Here is a 17415-nt window from a genome sequence, read left to right on the forward strand (position 1 = left end):
CCGATCCGCATTATTTGCCGCGGGTGAGTTTTTCCAGATCGGCTTCGATCTCGGCAATCTTGTGCGACACCACGCCTTCGAGATGGCGCAGGTCGTCGAGGATTTTACGCTTCAGATCCACTTCCACCTGATCGCGCTGGCACAGCTGATCCAGCTCGTCGATCACGTAACGCAGGTTCGGGTTGATCTCGTGAATTTCCTTGTAGCCCTGGCCGGCGTTGTCCGCCACCACGGTTTTACGCTGGCGCGGGTACTTGAACTTCACGCTCTTGGCGAAGAACTCGCCTTTGTCCTTGCGGAAATAGATCTTGAGGATGTCGTTGTTGGCCTCTTGACGCAGGCTATAGCGATCGACGTCTTCCGGTTGATTGATGCCCAAACTCTTCAAGTTATCGTACATACTGCGCCCTCTTTAGATGTGATCGTTATATTCCACGACTGCAATTATGGCGGAAAGCGAGATCTGCGACTGTGACTGCCAGCGAAACGCAGACAAAAAAATAGCGGGTGAATCACCCGCTATTTCAATTTAGTCGATAGTGCGCAATAACTCATTAATGCCGACTTTACCGCGGGTTTTGGCGTCGACTTTCTTGACGATCACCGCGCAGTACAGGCTGTAAGAACCGTCTTTCGACGGCAGGTTGCCGGAAACCACCACCGAACCCGCCGGCACGCGGCCGTAATGGATTTCGCCGGTCTCGCGGTCATAGATACGGGTGCTCTGGCCGAGGTAGACGCCCATCGAAATCACCGAGCCTTCTTCCACGATCACGCCTTCCACCACTTCGGAGCGCGCGCCGATGAAGCAGTTGTCTTCGATGATGGTCGGGTTGGCCTGCAGTGGCTCCAGCACGCCGCCGATACCGACGCCGCCGGACAGGTGAACGTTTTTGCCGATCTGCGCGCAAGAACCGACGGTGGCCCAGGTGTCGACCATGGTGCCTTCGTCGACGTAGGCGCCGATGTTAACGTAAGACGGCATCAGCACGGTGTTGCGAGCGATGAACGCGCCCTGGCGCACGGTGGCCGGCGGCACGACGCGGAAACCTTCCTTCTGGAAGCGCGCTTCGTCGTAGTCGGCGAATTTCATCGGCACTTTGTCGTAGTAGCGGGTTTCCGCGCCGTCCATCATCTTGTTGTCGTTGATGCGGAAAGAGAGCAGCACGGCTTTCTTCAGCCACTGGTGGGTGACCCATTGACCGTCGATCTTCTCGGCAACGCGCAGGGCGCCGCTGTCCAACAGGCCGATCACCTGGTTTACCGCTTCGCGCGTTACGGTGTCTACGTTCGCCGGAGTGATGTCCGCACGGCGTTCGAAGGCGCTTTCAATAACGTTCTGTAATTGCTGCATGCTGTTCTCTTTCCTGATGTTGTCGGTAAAAAGTTACTTGTATCACATTTTATCGTTTGGGGTGAGGGCCTCTGTCAACCGTTGCTCCAACTTTCTGCGCGTTTCTTGGTCGAGCGCGCGCCGCTCGCCGTCGGCCAGGATAAACAAATCCTCGACCCGCTCGCCGATGGTGGAAATGCGCGCGCCGTGCAGCGACAGCCCCAGATCGGCGAACACTTCGCCCACCCGCGCCAGCAGGCCGGGTTGGTCGAGCGCGGTCAGCTCCAGGTAGCTGCGGCGATCGGTGTGGGTCGGCAGGAAAGTGACCTCGGTCGGCACGCTGAAGTGGCGCAGCTTGGAAGAGGGGCGGCGCACGCGCGGCGGCTGGTACTCCCGCTGGGTGATGGCCTGCAGCAGCGCCTGGCGGATCGCCGCGTGGCGATCCTGCGCCAGCGGGCTGCCGTCCGGCTCCAGCACGATAAAGGTGTCCATCGCCATACCGTCGCGGTTGGTGAAGATCTGGGCGTCGTGCACGCTCAGGTTGCGGCGATCCATCTCTCCGGCGACGGCGGCGAACAGGTAAGGGCGATCCGGGCTCCAGATGAAGATCTCGGTGCCGCCGCGCGTCGCCTGGCGGCTGACTAGCACCAGCGGCTGGGTGGAGTCGTGGGCCAGCAGGTGGCGGGCGTGCCAGGCCAGCTGATTCGGCGAGTGGCGCAGGAAGTAATCGGCGCGGCAGCGGCTCCAGATGCGGTGCAGCGCCTCTTCGTCGATGTTGTCCATGCGCAGCAGCGCCAGCGCCTGCAGGCGATGGTGGCGCACGCGTTCGCGCAGATCCGGGCTGTTTTGCATGCCGCGGCGCAGCTGTTTTTCGGTGGCGAAATACAGCTCGCGCAACAGGCTCTGCTTCCAGCTGTTCCACAGGGTTTCGTTGGTGGCGCAGATATCCGCCACCGTCAGGCACACCAGATAGCGCAGGCGGGTTTCGCTCTGCACTTCGCTGCTGAACTGCTGGATCACCGTCGGATCCTGGATATCGCGGCGCTGCGCGGTGACCGACATCAGCAGGTGGCAGCGCACCAGCCAGGCCACCAGCTGGGTTTCTCGCGAGTTGAGGCCGTGCAGTTCGGCGAACTCCACCACGTCTTCCGCGCCGAGGATCGAGTGATCGCCGCCGCGCCCTTTGGCGATATCGTGGAACAAGGCCGCCAGCAGCAGCAGTTCCGGGTGCGGCAAGCGCGGATACAGCTCCACGCACAGCGGATGGCGCGGCCGGGTTTGCGCATCGGCGAAGCTCTCCAGCTTCTGCAGCACGCGGATAGTGTGTTCGTCGACGGTATAGGCGTGGAACAGATCGAACTGCATCTGCCCGACGATCTTGCCCCACTGCGGCATATAGGCCCACAGCACGCTGTGACGGTGCATCGGCACCAGCGCGCGCGACACCGCGCCGGGGTGACGCAGGATGGCCATAAACAGATCGCGCGCTTCCGGGATGGTGCACAGCGGCTGTTTCAGGTGGCGGCGCGCGTGGCGCAGCTGGCGCACGGTGGTGGAGTAAATGCCCTTGATCTCGCGGTTGCGCACCATCAGGTAGAACATGCGCATGATGGCTTGCGGCTCGCGGATAAACAGCGTTTCGTCACGCAGATCGATCAGATCGCCACGCAGCTGGAAATCGTCGTTCAGCGGACGCGGCTTTTCGGTGGCGTCCAGCGCCAGGATGGCTTCGTCGAACAGCTGCAGCAGCATGTGGTTCAGCTCGCCGACGCGGCGCGTCATGCGGTAGAAGTCTTTCATCATGCGCTCGACCGGCTCGTTGCCTTCGCCTTCATAGCGCAGCAGCTGCGCCACGCTGAGTTGACGATCGAACAGCAGACGGTTGTCGTAACGCGGCAGCACCAGATGCAGCGCAAAGCGGATGCGCCACAGGAAGCTCTGGCATTCGTTCAGCTCGTTGCGCTCGGCCTGGGTGAGGAAACCGAAACCGACCATTTCGTCCAGCGAGGTGGCGCCGAAGTGGCGGCGCGCCACCCACAGCAGCGTGTGGATGTCACGCAGGCCACCGGGGCTGCTTTTGATATCCGGTTCCAGGTTATAGCTGGTGCCGTGGTAGCGCTGATGACGCTCCTGCTGCTCGCTGATCTTGGCGTGGAAGAACTGCGGCGAGGGCCAAAAGCCGTCGCTGAAGATATGCTTTTGCATCTGCAGGAACAGCGCGACGTCGCCGCAAATCATGCGCGATTCGATCAGGTTGGTGGCCACGGTCAGATCCGCCAGCCCTTCCAGCAGGCACTCTTCCAGGGTGCGCACGCTGTGGCCCACTTCCAGCTTGAGATCCCACAGCAGGGTGATGAACTCGCCGACCCGCTGCGACTGTTGCTCCGTCAGCCGGCGCTGGCTGAGCACCAGCACGTCGATATCCGACAGCGGATGCAGCTCGCCGCGACCATAACCGCCGACCGCCACCAGCGCGGTTTCCGGGATATCCTCGAAACCGTAGAAGGTCCACAGCCGGCGCAGCAGGCGATCGATGAAGTCGCTGCGCGCCGCCACCAGGCTTTCGGCGCTGGAGCCGGCGTCGAACGCCGCCGCCAGCCACAGCTGGAACTGCTCCAGCCGCTGTTTCAGCAGCGGGCAGGTGAGTTCGTCGTCGCCGTAGACGCTGGGAGAGGCGGGCGGCATCGGCACGGCCGGTTGAAGGAGATTGTCAGACATAGTGCGCAGCCCATAAAAAAGGCCGGCATAAGCCGGCCTGGTGACATTCTGCACGCGGCGTGCGCCGCAGTGCTTACATCTCGTGCGTAATGATGTTGGGGATGGTGTCATCCTTGCGCAACGTCATTATCTCGCAGCCGTTATCAGTGACCACAATAGTATGCTCATACTGCGCCGACAAGCTGCGATCTTTGGTTTTTACCGTCCAGCCGTCTTTCATGGTGCGGATACGGTAGTCGCCGGCGTTGACCATCGGTTCGATGGTGAAGGCCATGCCCGGCTGCAGCACCACGCCGCCGTCGTCCGCGTCATAGTGCAGCACCTGCGGCTCTTCGTGGAACACTTCGCCGATGCCGTGGCCGCAGTACTCGCGCACCACGGAGAATTTCTCGGCCTCGACGAACTGCTGGATGGCCTTGCCCAGGGTGCGCAGACGGATGCCCGGTTTGACCATCTTCAGCGCCAGATACAGGCTTTCCTGAGTGACGCGGCACAGGCGCTCGCCCAGAATGGTCGGTTTGCCGACGATGAACATCTTCGAGGTGTCGCCGTGGAAACCGTCTTTAATCACGGTCACGTCGATGTTGACGATGTCGCCGTCTTTCAGCGTTTTGTCATCGCTCGGGATGCCGTGGCACACCACTTCGTTCACCGAGATGCACACGGATTTCGGGAAGCCGTGGTAGCCGAGGCAGGCGGAGATGGCCTGCTGCTCGTTGGTGATGTACTCGTGACAGATACGGTCCAGTTCGCCGGTGGTCACGCCAGGTTTGACGTGCGGCTCGATGATCTCCAGCACTTCGGCGGCCAAGCGGCCGGCCACGCGCATTTTTTGGATGTCATCAGGTGTTTTAATTGAGATTGCCATGAAATTCGTCCGCAGGTGTCGTTATCGTCGACAATAAGAAGCAGTGACTTATGGTATCAGCCCGGCCGGGGGCTGCCAAATTTCATTTCCTGACGCCCGGCGAAACGCAACAAAAGTTGGTGTCTGCGGCGGGTTTATGGTATAAAGCGCGCCGGCGATCCGCGACTTGGTTCTTGTGACCTGGCGGGAATCGGCCGAAAATACTTTAACTGCACTCATTTTGTGTAAATAACACACACGTATCGGCACATCCGCCGGGGTGCCCTGAGGTGACTTGTCGCCGCCAGGGTCGGCGTTATGGGATACGTGGAGGCATAACCCCAATTAATCTATAGAGGTTTAATCATGGCAACTGTTTCCATGCGCGACATGCTCAAGGCTGGTGTTCACTTTGGTCACCAGACCCGTTACTGGAACCCGAAAATGAAGCCTTTCATCTTCGGCGCTCGTAACAAGGTTCACATCATCAACCTGGAGCAGACCGTACCAATGTTCAACGCCGCTCTGGCTGAACTGAGCAAGATCTCTTCCCGTAAAGGCAAGATCCTGTTCGTTGGTACCAAACGCGCAGCAAGCGAAGCGGTAAAAGACGCTGCGAACAGCTGTGACCAGTTCTTCGTGAACCACCGCTGGTTGGGTGGCATGCTGACTAACTGGAAAACCGTTCGTCAGTCCATCAAGCGTTTGAAAGATCTGGAAATCCAGTCTCAAGACGGCACCCTGGACAAGCTGACCAAGAAAGAAGCGCTGATGCGCACTCGTGAACTGGCCAAGCTGGAAAACTCCCTGGGCGGCATCAAAGATATGGGCGGTCTGCCAGACGCACTGTTCGTTATCGATGCCGATCACGAGCACATCGCGATCAAAGAAGCCAACAACCTGGGTATCCCGGTATTCTCTATCGTTGATACCAACTCCAACCCAGACGGCGTTGACTTCATCATCCCTGGTAACGACGACGCAATCCGTGCAGTAAACCTGTACCTGACTGCTGTTGCTGCCGCTGTGCGTGAAGGTCGTTCTCAAGATCTGGCCGTTCAGGCGGAAGAAGGCTTCGTAGAAGCTGAATAATAAGGCAAGCTCGTCACTGAGCCCTTATTAACCAGGTATTGACATATGTTGGTTAGGGGGGCCTGTTAAGGCCCCCTTTGCTTATCTGAATGAGAACTGTCTCCACGCGAGATAACCGAGGAAAAAGAAATGGCTGATATTACCGCTGCCCTGGTAAAAGAACTGCGCGAGCGTACCGGCGCTGGCATGATGGATTGCAAGAAGGCGCTGGTTGAATCCAACGGCGACATCGAACTGGCAATCGAAAACATGCGTAAGTCCGGTGCGATCAAAGCCGCTAAAAAAGCAGGCAACGTGGCTGCTGACGGCGTGATCAAAACCAAGATCGAAGGCAACTACGGCATCATTCTGGAAGTTAACTGCCAGACTGACTTCGTAGCAAAAGACGCCGGTTTCCAGGCGTTCGCCGACAAAGTGCTGGATGCCGCTATGGCTGGCAAAATCACTGACGTTGACGTGCTGAAAGCACAGTTCGAAGAAGAGCGCGTAGCGCTGGTGGCAAAAATCGGCGAAAACATCAACATTCGTCGCGTTGCTTCCCTGGAAGGCGACGTGCTGGGCAGCTACCTGCACGGCGCGCGTATCGGCGTTCTGGTTGCGGCTAAAGGCGCGGACGAAGAACTGGTTAAGCAAATCGCAATGCACGTTGCGGCGAGCAAGCCAGAGTTCGTGAAACCAGAAGACGTGTCTGCTGAAGTGGTAGAAAAAGAGTACCAGGTTCAGCTGGACATCGCCATGCAGTCCGGCAAGCCGAAAGAAATCGCAGAGAAAATGGTTGAAGGCCGCATGAAGAAATTCACCGGCGAAGTTTCTCTGACCGGTCAGCCTTTCGTTATGGATCCGAGCAAATCCGTTGCTCAGGTGCTGAAAGAACACAACGCTGACGTGACCAACTTCATTCGCTTCGAAGTGGGCGAAGGCATCGAGAAAGTCGAAACCGACTTCGCTGCTGAAGTTGCCGCGATGAGCAAACAGTCTTAATGACTGTCGATGGAACCGCCGTCTGGCGGTTCCATACTATCCAGCCAGAATTACACCGGTGGCAGGCCCTGCAGCGTGATACTCACCTCAGGCGCGTTTCATCGGCTGAAATCCCCACTACTAATACTGCTTCTTAGGACAGAACACCATGGCAACCAATGCAAAACCCGTATATCAGCGTATTCTGCTTAAACTGAGTGGCGAAGCCCTGCAAGGTGCAGAAGGTTTTGGTATCGACGCCAGCGTTTTGGATCGCATGGCTCAGGAAGTGAAAGAGCTGGTCGAACTGGGAATTCAGGTCGGTGTAGTTATTGGCGGCGGGAACCTGTTCCGCGGCGCGGGCCTGGCGCAAGCCGGCATGAACCGCGTAGTGGGCGACCACATGGGAATGCTGGCTACCGTGATGAACGGCCTGGCTATGCGTGATGCACTGCACCGTGCCTATGTGAACGCCCGCCTGATGTCGGCGATCCCGCTGAACGGCGTGTGTGATAATTACAGCTGGGCAGAGGCGATCAGCCTGCTGCGCAACAACCGCGTGGTGATCTTCTCCGCCGGTACCGGCAACCCGTTCTTCACCACCGATTCCGCCGCTTGCCTGCGCGGTATCGAGATCGAAGCGGACGTGGTGCTGAAAGCCACCAAAGTGGATGGGGTCTACTCCGCCGATCCGGTGAAAAACCCGGATGCGACGCTGTATGAACAATTAACCTATCAGGACGTGCTGGAGCGCGAGCTGAAAGTGATGGATCTGGCGGCGTTTACGCTGGCCCGCGATCACGGTCTGCCGATCCGCGTGTTCAACATGAACAAGCCAGGCGCACTGCGCCGCGTGGTGATGGGGGAGAACGAAGGTACGCTGATCAGCAAATAAGGCTGTTCACCCCCCTTTTTCGGAGCGCGTGACGCCAGGCGCCGCGCGCTCTTCGAGTACGATTACGGGCTATACTTGAGTATCGCCTGCCAAGTAACCAGCTTCCAAGGGTTTGCAACGTGACTAATGAAATCAGAAAAGATGCTGATTCACGCATGGAAAAAAGCGTAGAAGCATTCAAAAACCAAATCAGCAAGATCCGTACCGGCCGCGCTTCGCCAAGCATTCTGGACGGCATCATGGTGGAATACTACGGCGCCGCTACGCCGCTGCGTCAACTGGCCAACGTGACCGTGGAAGACTCCCGCACGCTGAAAATCAACGTGTTCGACCGCAGCCTGAGCCAGGCCGTTGAGAAAGCGATCATGAGCTCCGATCTGGGCCTCAACCCGTCTTCCGCCGGTTCTGACATTCGCGTTCCGCTGCCTCCGCTGACCGAAGAGCGTCGTAAGGATCTGATCAAGATCGTGCGCGGCGAAGCCGAGCAGGGCCGCGTAGCGGTGCGTAACGTGCGTCGCGACGCCAACGACAAGGTCAAGGCGCTGCTGAAAGACAAAGAGATCAGCGAAGACGAAGAACGTCGCTCACAAGACGAGATTCAGAAAATGACCGACGCTTACATCAAGCTGGTCGACGCCGCGCTGGCGGAGAAAGAAAAAGAGCTGATGGATTTCTAATCAGCATCGCGCAGAAAAAAAGCGTCGCCTGGGCGGCGCTTTGTTTTTTGTGGCGCAGATCCCGTTTCATCGTACTGAAAGATCATGGACAAGCGGTGTCCAAGGTTCCACACTGGAGCACCTCCGATCTCATCAGACAGTTATTCAGAGTGAACTCATGAAGCAACTGACCATTCTTGGCTCGACCGGCTCGGTAGGGACCAGTACCCTGGCCGTGGTCAGGGCGAATCCCGAGCGTTTTGCGATCAAAGCGCTGGTGGCCGGCCGCAACGTCGCGGTCATGGCGCAGCAATGCATCGAATTCCGGCCCGCCTTCGCCGCGATGGCGGATGAAAGCGCCGCCCGCGAGCTGCGCGCCATTCTGGCGGAAAACGGCGTCGCTACCGAGGTATTGGCCGGGGAGCAAGCGGCCTGCGAACTGGCGGCTTTGGACGACGTCGATCAAGTGACAGCGGCCATCGTCGGCGCTGCGGGGCTGTTGCCGACGCTGGCGGCGATCCGCGCCGGCAAGCAGGTGCTGCTGGCCAACAAAGAGTCGCTGGTCACCTGCGGCCGCCTGTTTATGGACGCGGTGCGGCAAAGCCAGGCGCAACTGCTGCCGCTCGACAGCGAGCACAACGCGATTTTTCAGAGTTTGCCTGAGAGTATTCAGCGCCAGTTGGGATACTCTTCACTGGACAGTCATGGTGTTTCGCGCATCGTGCTTACCGGCTCTGGCGGTCCGTTCCGCACCACGCCGCTGGACCAGTTCGCCGCGATGACGCCGGATCAAGCCTGCGCCCACCCGAACTGGTCGATGGGCCGCAAGATCTCGGTGGACTCCGCCACCATGATGAACAAAGGTCTGGAATACATTGAGGCCCGCTGGCTGTTTAACGCCTCGGCCGAGCAAATGGAAGTGATCCTGCACCCGCAGTCGGTGATTCACTCGATGGTGCGCTATGCCGACGGCAGCGTGCTGGCGCAGCTGGGTACGCCGGATATGCGCACGCCGATCGCCCACGCGATGGCGTATCCGCAGCGCGTGAACTCCGGCGTGGAAGCGCTGGACTTCTGCCGCATCGGTTCGCTGACCTTCGCTGAACCGGAACGCGAGCGTTATCCTTGCCTGTATTTGGCGATCGACGCGTTCGAGGCCGGCCAGGCGGCGACCACCGCGCTGAACGCGGCCAACGAAATCGCCGTGGCGGCATTTTTGCAGCAGCAGATCCGCTTTACCGACATTGCGGCGGTCAACCGCCAGGTGGTGGAGCGTCTCGCGCTGCAGGAACCGACCTGCATCGATGCGGTCTTAGACATTGACCGCCAGGCGCGCGCCGCCGCCGAGGAACGCGTTCGCGCGCTGTGCGGCTGATCACGGCGATTATCCGATTTTGCTCGTAATTCGCGCGTGCCGCCGCGGGGCCGTTTGTTCATGCCCCGCTGAGGTGGTATAGTCTGCGCCACCTGTCAGCGGTTATACCGTTGAATTATGGCCCGATTGGCGCCTTGTGCGCCAATGGCGACCCGGCTGCGTCGGGTATCGCGAGGGCAGGCTGAAAGCCGTGTCGGGCACACGGCTTTTTTTGCGCGTAAGGGCCTGATGTTCCGGAAAGGCAGTTATATTTCTATTGAGGAAATAAGTACGAGTTATGTCGTCCGCAAACCAACAAGAGGCTAATCCATCTTCCCCGGGGCCGCGCCATGTCGCCATTATCATGGACGGTAACGGACGCTGGGCCAAACGTCAGGGCAAGTTACGTGTCTTCGGTCATAAAGCAGGGGTGAAATCGGTTCGCCGCGCGGTCAGTTTTGCCGCCAGCCACCATTTAGATGCACTCACGCTTTATGCCTTCAGCAGCGAAAACTGGAACCGTCCGGTGCAGGAAGTCTCCGCCCTGATGGAGCTTTTTGTCCGCGCTTTGGATAGTGAAGTAAAAAGCCTGCATAAACATAACGTCAGGCTGCGGGTGATCGGCGATATTAGCCGGTTCAGCGCGCGTTTGCAGGAGCGGATCCGCCGCTCTGAAGCACTGACGGAAAATAACGATGGCCTGACGCTCAATATCGCTGCCAACTATGGCGGCCGTTGGGATATCATTCAGGGAGTAAGGGAGCTGGCCGAACAGGTACGGGGCGGTGAGCTGCACCCGGATCAGATCAGCGAGGAATTATTGAGCGAGCGGGTTTGCATGAGCGACCTGGCGCCGGTGGATCTGGTTATCCGCACCGGTGGCGAGCATCGCATCAGTAACTTCCTGCTGTGGCAAATCGCCTATGCTGAACTTTACTTTACTGATGTGCTCTGGCCTGATTTCGATGAACTTGTCTTTGAAGGTGCGCTGAATGCATTTGCACAACGTGAGCGCCGCTTCGGGGGAACAACACCTATCGGCGCCGATGCGTCCTAGGGAGAACTTTTGCTGAAGTATCGCCTCATAACTGCTCTGATTTTAATCCCGATCGTTATCGCGGCGCTGTTCCTGTTGCCGCCGCTGGCCTTTGCTCTGGTAACGCTCGTCGTGTGCATGTTAGCAGCCTGGGAGTGGGGCCAATTGGCCGGTTTTACCTCCCGTTCGCAGCGCATCTGGCTGGCGATACTGTGCGGTTTTCTGCTGGCGCTGATGATGCTCAGCGTTCCCGCCTACCATCAATCCGTGCCGCAGGTAAGCGGCTCGCTGTGGCTGTCGCTGGCCTGGTGGCTGGCGGCGCTGCTGCTGGTGCTGTTTTACCCCGGCTCGGCCGCCATCTGGCGCAATTCGCGCCCGCTGCGCCTGCTGTTCGGCCTGCTGACCATCGTGCCGTTTTTTTGGGGCATGCTGGCGCTGCGCCAGTTCGGCTATGAGCAAAACCCGTTTACCGGCGCCTGGTGGCTGCTGTACGTGATGCTGCTGGTGTGGGGCGCAGATTCCGGCGCCTATATGTTCGGCAAGCTGTTCGGCAAGCATAAGCTGGCGCCGAAGGTCTCGCCGGGTAAAACCTGGGAAGGGTTGATCGGCGGGCTGCTGACATCGGCGGTCATTTCCTGGCTGTTCGGCCGCTACGCGCCGCTGAACGTGGTGCCGACCACGCTGTTGGCCTGTTCGGTGATCGCCGCGCTGGCTTCGGTGCTGGGCGATTTGACCGAAAGCATGTTCAAACGCGAAGCGGGCATCAAGGACAGCGGTCATTTGATTCCCGGTCACGGCGGCATACTGGATCGTATCGACAGCCTGACCGCGGCGGTGCCGGTGTTTGCCTGCCTGATGCTGTTGGTGTTTTAATCCGTCAATGACGGAAAGTGAGGGATGATGGTCAGCGTGCTTTGGAACCTGGTGGCGTTTCTGATTGCGCTCGGTATTTTGATTACCGTGCACGAGTTCGGACACTTTTGGGTTGCCCGTCGTTGCGGCGTGCGCGTTGAACGTTTCTCCATCGGCTTCGGCCGGGCGCTGTGGCGCCGCACCGATCGCCAGGGCACCGAGTACGTCATCGCTTTGATTCCGCTTGGCGGCTACGTGAAGATGCTGGACGAGCGCGTGGAGTCGGTGGCGCCGGAAATGCGCCATCAGGCCTTCAACAACAAAACTGTCTGGCAGCGCGCGGCCATCATCAGTGCCGGCCCCATCGCCAACTTCCTGTTTGCTATCCTTGCCTATTGGCTGGTGTTCATCATCGGCGTGCCGAGTTTCCGCCCGGTGATCGGCGAAATCGCGCCGCAATCCATCGCCGCCAAGGCTGAAATTTCGTCTGGCATGGAACTAAAGTCGGTTGACGGCATCGAAACGCCTGATTGGGAGTCAGTTCGTCTGGCGCTGGTGGCGAAGATCGGCGATGCGCAAACCGAAGTCGGGGTCGCGCCGTTCGGCTCTTCGCAGGTCGTGACCAAAACCCTGGATTTGCGCCAGTGGAACTTTGAACCGGACAAGCAGGATCCCGTTGTCGCGCTGGGCATTATGCCGCGCGGCCCGCAGATCGAATCCGTGTTGGCGGAAGTGCAGCCTAACTCGGCGGCGCAAAAGGCGGGTTTACAAGCGGGGGACAGGATCGTTAAAGTCGATGGTCAGCCGTTGGGTCGTTGGCAGACGCTGGTGAAGCGTATCCACGATGGCCCGGGGCAATCGCTGGCTTTGGAGATTGAAAGAAACGGCGCCCCCTTGTCTTTGACGCTGATACCGGATACAAAGCCGGTGGGAAAAGACAAATCGGTGGGGTTTGCAGGCATCATTCCAAAAGTGCTGCCGCTGCCGGACGAGTATAAAACGATTCGCCAGTATGGACCGTTCCCGGCGCTGTATCAGGCCGGCGACAAGACCTGGCAGCTGATGCGGCTGACGGTCAACATGCTGGGCAAATTAATAACCGGTGATGTAAAGCTGAACAACCTGAGTGGCCCGATCTCGATTGCACAGGGAGCTGGGGCGTCAGCCGGAGTCGGGTTCGTGTATTATCTGATGTTCCTGGCGTTGATTAGCGTCAACCTGGGTATCATCAACCTGTTCCCATTACCGGTGTTAGATGGTGGGCATCTCCTCTTCCTGGCGATAGAAAAGCTGAAGGGTGGGCCGGTTTCCGAGCGAGTACAGGACTACAGCTACCGCATAGGTTCGATCGTGCTGGTGTTGTTGATGGGTCTTGCACTTTTCAATGATTTTTCCCGCCTCTAGGGGCGGGGATAGGTTAGGAAGAACGCATAACAACGATGGCGATGAAAAAGTTGCTCATAGCGTCGCTGCTGTTTGGCAGCGCCACCGTATACGGTGCAGACGGGTTCGTAGTGAAAGACATTCATTTCGAAGGCCTGCAGCGAGTCGCCGTCGGTGCGGCGTTACTCAACATGCCGGTTCGCGTCGGCGATACCGTCACTGACGATGACATCAGTAATACCATCCGTGCCTTGTTTGCCACCGGCAACTTCGAGGACGTGCGCGTGCTGCGCGATGGTAATACCTTGATCGTGCAGGTGAAGGAACGTCCTACCATCGCCAGCATCACTTTCTCCGGCAATAAGTCGGTGAAGGATGACATGCTCAAGCAGAACCTGGAAGCCTCCGGCGTCCGGGTGGGCGAGGCGCTCGACCGCACCACGATCTCCAGCATTGAAAAAGGGCTGGAAGACTTCTACTACAGCGTCGGTAAATACAGCGCCTCGGTGAAAGCCGTAGTCACGCCGTTGCCGCGTAACCGTGTCGACCTGAAACTGGTGTTCACGGAAGGGGTCTCCGCCAAGATTCAACAAATCAACATCGTCGGCAACCATGCCTTCACCAACGACGAACTGATCTCACGCTTCCAACTGCGTGATGAAGTGCCATGGTGGAACCTGGTCGGCGATCGCAAATACCAGAAGCAAAAACTGGCGGGCGATCTCGAAACCCTGCGCAGCTTCTATCTGGATCGCGGCTATGCCCGCTTTAACATCGATTCTACCCAGGTGAGCCTGACGCCGGATAAAAAAGGCATCTACATCACCATCAACATCACCGAAGGCGAGCAATACAAGCTTTCCGATGTTGTCGTGAACGGCAATCTGGCCGGCCACTCGGCGGAAGTCGCTCAGATCACCAAAATTGAGCCAGGCGAGCTGTACAACGGCAGCAAGGTGACCAAAATGGAAGACAACATCAAAACGATGTTGGGCCGTTATGGTTACGCCTACCCGCGCGTCGGCACTCAGCCTGAGATCAACGACGCGGATAAAACCGTCAAACTGCACGTCAACGTTGACGCGGGCAACCGCTTCTACGTGCGTCGCATCAAGTTCGAAGGCAACGACACCAGCAAGGATTCCGTACTGCGTCGCGAAATGCGCCAGATGGAAGGCGCCTGGCTCGGCAACGAGCAGGTCGAGCAGGGCAAAGAGCGTCTGAACCGTCTGGGCTACTTCGAAACGGTTGACGTGGAAACCCAGCGCGTGCCGGGCACCGCCGATCAGGTCGATGTGACCTACAAGGTGAAAGAACGCAACACCGGTACCTTCAACTTCGGCGTCGGTTACGGCACCGAGAGCGGCGTCAGCTTCCAGGCCGGCGTGCAGCAGGATAACTGGTTGGGTACCGGCTACTCGGTCGGCATCAGCGGCACCAAGAACGACTACCAGACCTATACCGAACTGTCGGTCACCAACCCGTACTTCACCGTTGACGGTGTGAGCCTGGGCGGCCGCATCTTCTACAACGACTTTAAGGCGGATGACGCGGATCTGTCGGACTATACCAACAAGAGTTACGGTATCGACGGTACGCTGGGCTTCCCGATCAACGAAAACAACTCGTTGCGTACCGGCCTGGGCTACGTCCACAACGGCCTGTCGAACATGCAGCCGCAGATCGCCATGTGGCGTTACCTCGACTCGATGGGCGTGGATGCGAACAAGACCGACCGCGCCAGCTACTCGACCGACGACTTTACGCTGAACCTGGGCTGGACCTACAACAACCTGGACCGCGGCTACTTCCCGACCTCGGGTAACCGCACCACGTTGAACGGCAAGGTCACCATTCCGGGCTCGGACAACGAATACTACAAGGTGACGCTGGACAGCGTACAGTACGTGCCGATCAACGACGATCGCACCTGGGTGCTGTTGGGCCGTGGCCGTCTGGGTTACGCGGATGGGCTGGGCGGCAAGGAAATGCCGTTCTACGAGAACTTCTACGCCGGTGGTTCGAGCACCGTGCGCGGCTTCCAGTCCAACACCATTGGTCCGAAGGCGGTGTACTACAACTCCAACTCGTACCAGTGTCAGTTCAACGCCGGCAGCACGACCGATCGTCAGAGCATCTGTAGCTCGGATGACGCGGTGGGCGGTAACGCCATGGCGGTCGCCAGCCTGGAGTTGATCACCCCGACGCCGTTCATCAGCGAGAAATACGCCAACTCGGTGCGGACGTCGCTGTTCATCGATGCCGGTACCGTGTGGGACACCAAGTGGAAGAATACCAACGAAACGCTGATGTACGGCGTGCCGGACTACAGCAAGGCCAGCAATATTCGTTCTTCCGCCGGTATCGCGCTGCAGTGGATGTCGCCACTGGGGCCGTTGGTGTTCTCTTACGCCAACCCGATCAAGAAATACGAAGGCGACAAGTCCGAACAGTTCCAGTTTAACATCGGTAAGACCTGGTAACGGGTCTCGCCTCTGGGCATAACAGTTATTAAGAATCGCAATGGCCAGGCGCCCGCCGGCAGAGGGAGATGATTCTCATTGTTTGGTGGGACAAGTCTGGCAAATTGTGTACTTCAGTGTCATATGACACAAATGGGTGATGGTAAGGAGTTTATAGTGAAAAAGTGGTTGTGTGCCGCAGGCCTCGGTTTAGCAATGGCTGCTTCAGCTGGCGTTCAGGCAGCAGATAAGATCGCTGTCGTTAACGTCTCCAGCATTTTCCAACAGCTGCCGGCCCGCGAAGCGGTCGCTAAACAGCTGGAAAACGAGTTTAAAGGCCGTGCAAGCGAACTCCAGAACATGGAACGTAGCCTGCAGACCAAAATGCAACGTCTGCAGCGTGACGGCGCTACCATGAAAGCCAGCGACCGCAGCAAGTTGGAAAAAGACGTGATGGCGCAACGCGAGCAGTTCTCTCAGAAAGCCCAGGCTTTCGAGCAGGACAACCGCCGTCGCCAGATGGAAGAACGTAACAAGATCCTGAGCCGCATTCAGGACGCGGTGAAATCTGTCGCCAGCAAAGGCGGTTATGACGTGGTGATCGACGCCAACGCCGTTGCCTATGCAGACTCTTCCAAAGATATCACTGCTGACGTGCTGAAACAGGTTAAATAACACATGCTTTCAATTCGACTGGCTGATTTAGCGCAGCAGTTGGATGCACAATTGCACGGTGATGGCGATCTCGTCATCACCGGCATTGCTTCTATGCATTCGGCACAGCCTGGCCAAATCACGTTTTTGTCAAACAGCCGCTATCAAGAGCAGCTGTCTTCCTGCCAGGCAAGCGCCGTGGTGCTTACCGAAGCGGATTTACCACACTGCCGTGCTGCGGCGCTGGTGGTTAAAAACCCTTATCTGACCTACGCGCGCATGGCGCAACTGATGGACACTACGCCGGCGCCGGCGCAGGATATCGCGCCAAGCGCGGTGATCTCGCCTGAAGCGCAGTTGGGGCAGAACGTCGCCATTGGGGCGAACGCGGTGATCGAGTCGGGTGCGGTGCTTGGCGATAACGTGGTTATCGGCCCGGGCTGTTTCATCGGCAAACACGCACGCATCGGCGCGGGTACGCGTCTGTGGGCGAACGTAACGATTTATCATGCGGTCGAAATCGGCCAGCGCTGCCTGATTCAGTCGGGCACTGTGATCGGCGCGGACGGTTTCGGCTATGCGAATGAGCGCGGCGAGTGGATCAAGATCCCTCAGTTGGGCACGGTGATTATCGGCGATCGCGTCGAAATCGGCGCTTGCACCACCATTGACCGCGGCGCTTTGGATAACACCCAAATCGGGAATGGTGTTATCATCGACAACCAATGCCAGATTGCACATAACGTCGTGATTGGCGACAATACCGCCGTCGCCGGTGGTGTGATCATGGCCGGCAGCCTGAAAATCGGCCGCTACTGCCAGATCGGCGGCGCCAGCGTGATCAACGGTCACATGGAGATTGCCGACAAGGTTGTTGTTACCGGAATGGGAATGGTTATGCGACCAATCACCGAACCTGGGGTATACTCTTCGGGCATTCCGTTGCAGCCTAACAAGGTTTGGCGTAAAACCGCTGCGTTGGTGATGAATATCGATGAGATCAGCAAACGCTTGAAAGCTGTCGAACGTAAAGTCGGAAAAGACTAATCATTGCCGCCCGCCCTGGCGGGTACAAAACGAAACGCGTTGGTCGTGAGACCAAAAGCGCAAAGAGATGTTAATTTGCGGCCTGCATGATGATCTCCTTTTGGGGTCAGCGCAGGCCGTGTTGTT

The 17415-nt window shown here is 58.3% G+C and carries 15 protein-coding genes; 11 read left to right on the plus strand and 4 right to left on the minus strand.

The window, feature by feature from the left end; genetic code table 11:
- Nucleotides 1-10: 10 nt before the first annotated feature.
- The 4 genes from ACJ8KE_RS21510 to map form a co-directional block, all read right to left on the minus strand.
- Entirely contained in the window at nucleotides 11-400 is a 390-nt protein-coding gene (locus ACJ8KE_RS21510; RefSeq protein WP_004931929.1) for a DUF3461 family protein, read from the minus strand.
- A gap of 129 nt (nucleotides 401-529) precedes the next feature.
- Complete coding sequence (dapD, locus tag ACJ8KE_RS21515) at nucleotides 530-1354, minus strand: 2,3,4,5-tetrahydropyridine-2,6-dicarboxylate N-succinyltransferase (RefSeq protein WP_261460366.1); 825 nt, start codon at nucleotides 1352-1354, stop codon at nucleotides 530-532.
- 42 nt (nucleotides 1355-1396) lie between these two features.
- Nucleotides 1397-4051 carry a bifunctional uridylyltransferase/uridylyl-removing protein GlnD gene (gene glnD / locus ACJ8KE_RS21520; RefSeq protein WP_028128316.1) on the minus strand — a complete coding sequence of 885 codons (2655 nt, stop codon included), beginning with the start codon at nucleotides 4049-4051 and terminating at the stop codon, nucleotides 1397-1399.
- Nucleotides 4052-4124: 73 nt separating this feature from the next.
- Entirely contained in the window at nucleotides 4125-4919 is a 795-nt protein-coding gene (map, locus tag ACJ8KE_RS21525) for a type I methionyl aminopeptidase (RefSeq protein ID WP_028127527.1), read from the minus strand.
- A 345-nt stretch (nucleotides 4920-5264) separates the two neighbouring features.
- On the opposite strand from map, the gene rpsB reads away from it, so the two are divergent.
- From rpsB to lpxD, 11 genes are all read left to right on the plus strand, one after another.
- Nucleotides 5265-5990, plus strand: a complete 726-nt coding sequence (gene rpsB / locus ACJ8KE_RS21530; protein WP_016929891.1) for a 30S ribosomal protein S2 — start codon at nucleotides 5265-5267, stop codon at nucleotides 5988-5990.
- Nucleotides 5991-6119: 129 nt separating this feature from the next.
- Nucleotides 6120-6971: a translation elongation factor Ts gene (gene tsf / locus ACJ8KE_RS21535; RefSeq protein WP_016929890.1), complete on the plus strand. Its 852-nt coding sequence runs from the start codon at nucleotides 6120-6122 to the stop codon at nucleotides 6969-6971.
- A 148-nt stretch (nucleotides 6972-7119) separates the two neighbouring features.
- Complete coding sequence (gene pyrH, locus ACJ8KE_RS21540; protein WP_004931940.1) at nucleotides 7120-7845, plus strand: UMP kinase; 726 nt, start codon at nucleotides 7120-7122, stop codon at nucleotides 7843-7845.
- A 119-nt stretch (nucleotides 7846-7964) separates the two neighbouring features.
- Nucleotides 7965-8522: a ribosome recycling factor gene (gene frr, locus ACJ8KE_RS21545; RefSeq protein ID WP_004931943.1), complete on the plus strand. Its 558-nt coding sequence runs from the start codon at nucleotides 7965-7967 to the stop codon at nucleotides 8520-8522.
- 157 nt (nucleotides 8523-8679) lie between these two features.
- Nucleotides 8680-9876: a 1-deoxy-D-xylulose-5-phosphate reductoisomerase gene (ispC, locus tag ACJ8KE_RS21550; protein WP_016929889.1), complete on the plus strand. Its 1197-nt coding sequence runs from the start codon at nucleotides 8680-8682 to the stop codon at nucleotides 9874-9876.
- A 277-nt stretch (nucleotides 9877-10153) separates the two neighbouring features.
- Nucleotides 10154-10912: a (2E,6E)-farnesyl-diphosphate-specific ditrans,polycis-undecaprenyl-diphosphate synthase gene (gene ispU, locus ACJ8KE_RS21555; protein ID WP_004931947.1), complete on the plus strand. Its 759-nt coding sequence runs from the start codon at nucleotides 10154-10156 to the stop codon at nucleotides 10910-10912.
- Between the two features lie 9 nt (nucleotides 10913-10921).
- A complete protein-coding gene (gene cdsA / locus ACJ8KE_RS21560) occupies nucleotides 10922-11764 on the plus strand; it encodes a phosphatidate cytidylyltransferase (protein ID WP_004931949.1) in 843 nt (280 codons plus the stop codon).
- A 27-nt stretch (nucleotides 11765-11791) separates the two neighbouring features.
- Entirely contained in the window at nucleotides 11792-13147 is a 1356-nt protein-coding gene (gene rseP / locus ACJ8KE_RS21565) for a sigma E protease regulator RseP (protein WP_028127525.1), read from the plus strand.
- 35 nt (nucleotides 13148-13182) lie between these two features.
- Nucleotides 13183-15609 (plus strand): outer membrane protein assembly factor BamA, encoded by a 2427-nt coding sequence (gene bamA, locus ACJ8KE_RS21570; protein WP_033639522.1) that lies wholly within the window; start codon nucleotides 13183-13185, stop codon nucleotides 15607-15609.
- Nucleotides 15610-15765: 156 nt separating this feature from the next.
- Complete coding sequence (skp, locus tag ACJ8KE_RS21575) at nucleotides 15766-16263, plus strand: molecular chaperone Skp (RefSeq protein ID WP_004931958.1); 498 nt, start codon at nucleotides 15766-15768, stop codon at nucleotides 16261-16263.
- A 3-nt stretch (nucleotides 16264-16266) separates the two neighbouring features.
- Complete coding sequence (gene lpxD / locus ACJ8KE_RS21580; protein ID WP_004931959.1) at nucleotides 16267-17289, plus strand: UDP-3-O-(3-hydroxymyristoyl)glucosamine N-acyltransferase; 1023 nt, start codon at nucleotides 16267-16269, stop codon at nucleotides 17287-17289.
- The last annotated feature ends 126 nt before the right edge of the window (nucleotides 17290-17415 follow it).

It is taken from the genome of Serratia sp. CY56464 (genome assembly GCF_052168435.1).
Taxonomy (GTDB): domain Bacteria; phylum Pseudomonadota; class Gammaproteobacteria; order Enterobacterales; family Enterobacteriaceae; genus Serratia; species Serratia marcescens.